This is a genomic window from Collinsella sp. (assembly GCF_052346665.1).
Taxonomy (GTDB): domain Bacteria; phylum Actinomycetota; class Coriobacteriia; order Coriobacteriales; family Coriobacteriaceae; genus Collinsella.
This window is the reverse complement of sequence record NZ_DAWDUX010000020.1, coordinates 14,884-18,501: the sequence shown is the minus strand read 5'-3', so window position 1 is coordinate 18,501 and position 3,618 is coordinate 14,884. Positions and strand designations below refer to the sequence as shown.

General features: G+C 61.3%; 3 protein-coding genes, 1 tRNA gene and 1 pseudogene. 1 reads left to right on the top strand and 4 read right to left on the bottom strand.

Annotated features, from left to right (window positions below; translation table 11 throughout):
* Nucleotides 1-80 precede the first annotated feature (80 nt).
* The 3 genes from ACT8II_RS05125 to ACT8II_RS05115 all read right to left on the bottom strand — a co-directional run bounded on the left by ACT8II_RS05125 (nt 81) and on the right by ACT8II_RS05115 (nt 1,978).
* Nucleotides 81-157, bottom strand: a tRNA-His gene (locus tag ACT8II_RS05125).
* Between the two features lie 162 nt (nt 158-319).
* A complete protein-coding gene (locus ACT8II_RS05120; protein ID WP_443813196.1) occupies nt 320-817 on the bottom strand; it encodes a VanZ family protein in 498 nt (165 codons plus the stop codon).
* 6 nt (nt 818-823) lie between these two features.
* Complete coding sequence (locus ACT8II_RS05115) at nt 824-1,978, bottom strand: hypothetical protein (protein WP_443813195.1); 1,155 nt, start codon at nt 1,976-1,978, stop codon at nt 824-826.
* A 285-nt stretch (nt 1,979-2,263) separates the two neighbouring features.
* Between ACT8II_RS05115 and ACT8II_RS05110 the strand changes: the two genes are divergently transcribed.
* On the top strand, nt 2,264-3,040 hold the full coding sequence (locus ACT8II_RS05110) for an SDR family NAD(P)-dependent oxidoreductase (RefSeq protein ID WP_443813194.1): 777 nt from the start codon (nt 2,264-2,266) through the stop codon (nt 3,038-3,040).
* 84 nt (nt 3,041-3,124) lie between these two features.
* Here the strand turns inward: ACT8II_RS05110 and ACT8II_RS05105 are convergent.
* Nucleotides 3,125-3,618, bottom strand: a pseudogene (locus tag ACT8II_RS05105) (transcription termination factor Rho); the annotation flags it as partial.

The following is a 3,618-nucleotide window of genomic DNA, read 5'->3' as shown; positions in this document are numbered from 1 at the left end:
ACCCTGGACCTTGGGATTAAGAGTCCCCTGCTCTAGCCAGCTGAGCTAATCGCCCTTTGCATCTGCCATGTGAAAGGGAATGGGGTGGGTAAAGGGACTCGAACCCTCGACCTACGGGACCACAACCCGTCGCTCTAGCCAACTGAGCTACACCCACCATGTCTGTCACACAGCGAAGAGTATTATGCACGCTCATGGCGTTCAATGCAAGGGGTAATTCAAGAAAAGTTTGAGAGCCTTGGCCTGAGGGTGAAAATCCATTGGCCCCATGGCCGTCCCATGCCCCACCGCCGGCTTCGCCCAATCCCGCGCGATGCGGTTACCCGCGCTTCGTACGCACTTGACGCGAGTTGTTACGAACTCTCCGCATCTTAATCCATGCTGTCCGGAGCGCGATACCCGTTGCCGCCCCACAGCAATCGAGGAGCACATCGATCACTTGCCCGGAACGATCGGCGACGAAGAGTTGAATCGTCTCATCAATAGATGGAATGAATGCGCAAAACACGGCGGTGGCGACAAGGGAAGCGCGCGACGCGGCACCGGTCCTGTCGAACGCCTGCGACGCGAACAGACCAAGCACGAGATACTCGGTGAAATGCGCGGTCTTGCGAATGATGAAGTTCGTCAGCCACGCATAGGGAAGCCCCAGCGAGCGCAGCACCTCATGGGCACATTCCATGACACTCAGGCTTAAAGAACCGCTCCCCTGACCGGGAACGAGAGAGTTGCCCCATATGAAGGTGACGAACACCAAGGTGAGCAGCAGCCAGGGAGTGCTCACCTTGAAACGAAACTGACCGGACAAGTTCGACAAGACGAATTACCCCTCCGCAGACCGAAGGGCCGGCATCCCCGCCGTCCCGCCCTCGATGACCTTAAGGTACTCATGAGCGGTCCTGTGGACGCTTTTGGACGGGACCTTGTCGAACTCCTCCTCGATGATCGAGTTGACATGGCTATGTAGGCGCGTGGCATGACCGCCTTCGGCGATGGCCGCCATGCGCTTGGCATCCATGACTGAGGTCTCGGCAGGCTCGGCAACAGCGGGTGCGGAAGAGACGGATGTCACAGCAGATACGCTCTCGTCGGCGAGGATGGCAAGCGCCGCCACCCACATACCCTCATGGCCGGAGTAGTCGGCAACCGGGACGCTCGGGGCCTCCTGCGACCGTACTTGTTGAGCAGGGCTAGAAGCCTGGGCCGTTCGCACGGGGACCGCCGATTGGACGACGGGCGCGGACATGGTGGGAAGCACGGGCACATGGGAGCGAGAGACGACCGAGGGGCCGTACAGGGAGGCCATGGCCTCGTCGCGCGCGTCGGCTTCGTCCAAATCGAAATCATCGACGAGCGACCCACCCGCATTGACAGTTTGAGGGGCGGGGGTCGTGGCTCGAACGGCCGCGGTGGCAGCGGTAGCCGTGGCCGTGGTGACGGAGGTGGCGGCCGTTGCAGCGCGTTCGGAACGACGCAGCTCCTCGAGCGCAATCTGGTACATATCCTTCGAACGCGTGGGGTCACAGCTGATAGGCGAGCCGTCCTTGAACATCGCGTCGATTTCGGCCCATGCCTCCATCTCGTCGAGCGCATCGACCGCGCGCGAGATCACAGGGACGCCGGCCGGGGTGCCCTTACGGGCAAAGCGCTTGCCCCGTGGTGCCGAGGATGTCTGGGAATGCGAATTGGAAGCACCCCGATTGATGACGCCCGTCTCGTACATGGACGCGAATCGCGCGGCCTCGGCCTCTTCGGCGGCGACACGATCGGCATGAACGTCGAGGAGATGACCCGTGAGCGCCAGCATGCCGACACCGGCGACGATTCCGGCGGCGAACGGTATGGCGTCGGCGCGGACAACCTCGCTTACACCATCGAACGGCAAGCTCACAGCATACGCGGCAAGCGGAAGTGCAATGCCCAATCCCGCGGAGATGCCGACCGCGTTGCCACGATATCCAATTCTTGCCTCAGCCATGGCGCACTCCCTCGGTACCATACGTTTCATGACAGATAACCGCGCCAGACTACGTCGGGCGGCGGCTTGAGGTCGGATGGAAAAGATGAATGGTATGGCTCGATGGCGCAGTGCGCCCCAAGCAACGGATGGTGGTTCGTTTCATCTGCATTATTCCGTCGCGATCTTCGTTGATTATGTAAGAATTCGCAGGTATTTTCAAGTGTATTTGGCAAGTGGAAATCGGGAACAAGAACCTTGCCGATGCGAAATCGCACAAGCGATATCGATACGTAGGGAGTTCATATGCTGCGAGTCGCCATTGTCACGGGAGCAAGCTCCGGCTTGGGCCGAGAGCTCGTCAGGCGCATAGACGCCGGCGAGGCGGGGCACATCGATGAGATCTGGCCCATTGCTCGGAGGCTCGAGCGTCTTGAGGCGCTTCGCCGCACGAGCTCGACGCCCGTTCGCCCCTTTTGCCTCGACCTCACCGATCCGTCGTCGTTCGAAGTCATCGAGGGAGCTCTTGCCGAAACGCCCGGCGCGGAAGTCGCGCTCCTGGTAAACAATGCGGGGTTCGGCATCTTTGGCTCGGTCGCCTCCCAGCGTACGAAAGACGGAGGCGCAATGGCACGTCTGCTCATGCAGGCACCGGTCGAGCTCATCTACCGTACCCTCCCTTATCTACGCGCCGGTTCCCGCATCATCAACATCTCGAGCGTGGCTGCGTTCATTCCCCAACCGAAGCTCGCTGTGTACTCGGCGGCAAAGCGATTCGTCCTGGACCTCTCGCGCTCGCTCGACGCAGAACTCGGCAGCGCAGACATCCACGTGACCGCCGTGTGCCCCAAGTTCATGAAGACCGAATTCCTTGACAAACCGGGCGATGATGTCGCCGCTCGCGCAATGACCGCGATTGGATTCGAGAGCGCCGAGAACGTGGCGAAGGCAGCCCTACGCGCCTCACGCGCGGGCAAAGGCCTCTGCATCCCGTCCCTGGACATGCGGGCCTACTACGCCGCCTCGCGCGTGCTCCCCTACAAAGCCGCCTTGGCAGCGGAACGCCTGCTGGGCATCGTGTAGCCAAGATAATCCCCTCGCAACGCAAAAGAGCTGCGAGGGGATTGTCGTTTAGGCAGATTCTACAGTCACGTGATCCAAGAGCCCCTACAGCGCGTCGGGGTGGTCGGCCGCTTTCTTGGCGGTGCGGATAAGGAAATCCTGGTTGGAGTTCGTGCCTTTGAGGCCCTTGATGAAGGACGCGGCGGCACGCTCGGTGTTGTTCATTCCCGCCAGAATCCGGCGAATGCCCCACATGAACGGGCGCATCTGCTCGTCAACGAGCAGGTCCTCGTTGCGCGTGCCCGATGCCACTGGGTCGATGGCCGGGAAAATGCGACGGTCGGCCAGATCGCGATCGAGCTTGAGCTCCATATTGCCCGTGCCCTTGAACTCCTCAAAAATCACCTCGTCCATCTTGGAGCCGGTATCGATGAGCGCAGAGGCGAGGATCGTGAGGGATCCGCCGTTCTCGATGTTGCGAGCCGCACCCAGGAAGCGTTTGGGCGGGTACAATGCCGCGGAATCCACACCGCCGGACAGGATGCGCCCGGACGCCGGGGCCGCGAGGTTATACGCGCGGGCGAGACGAGTGATGGAGT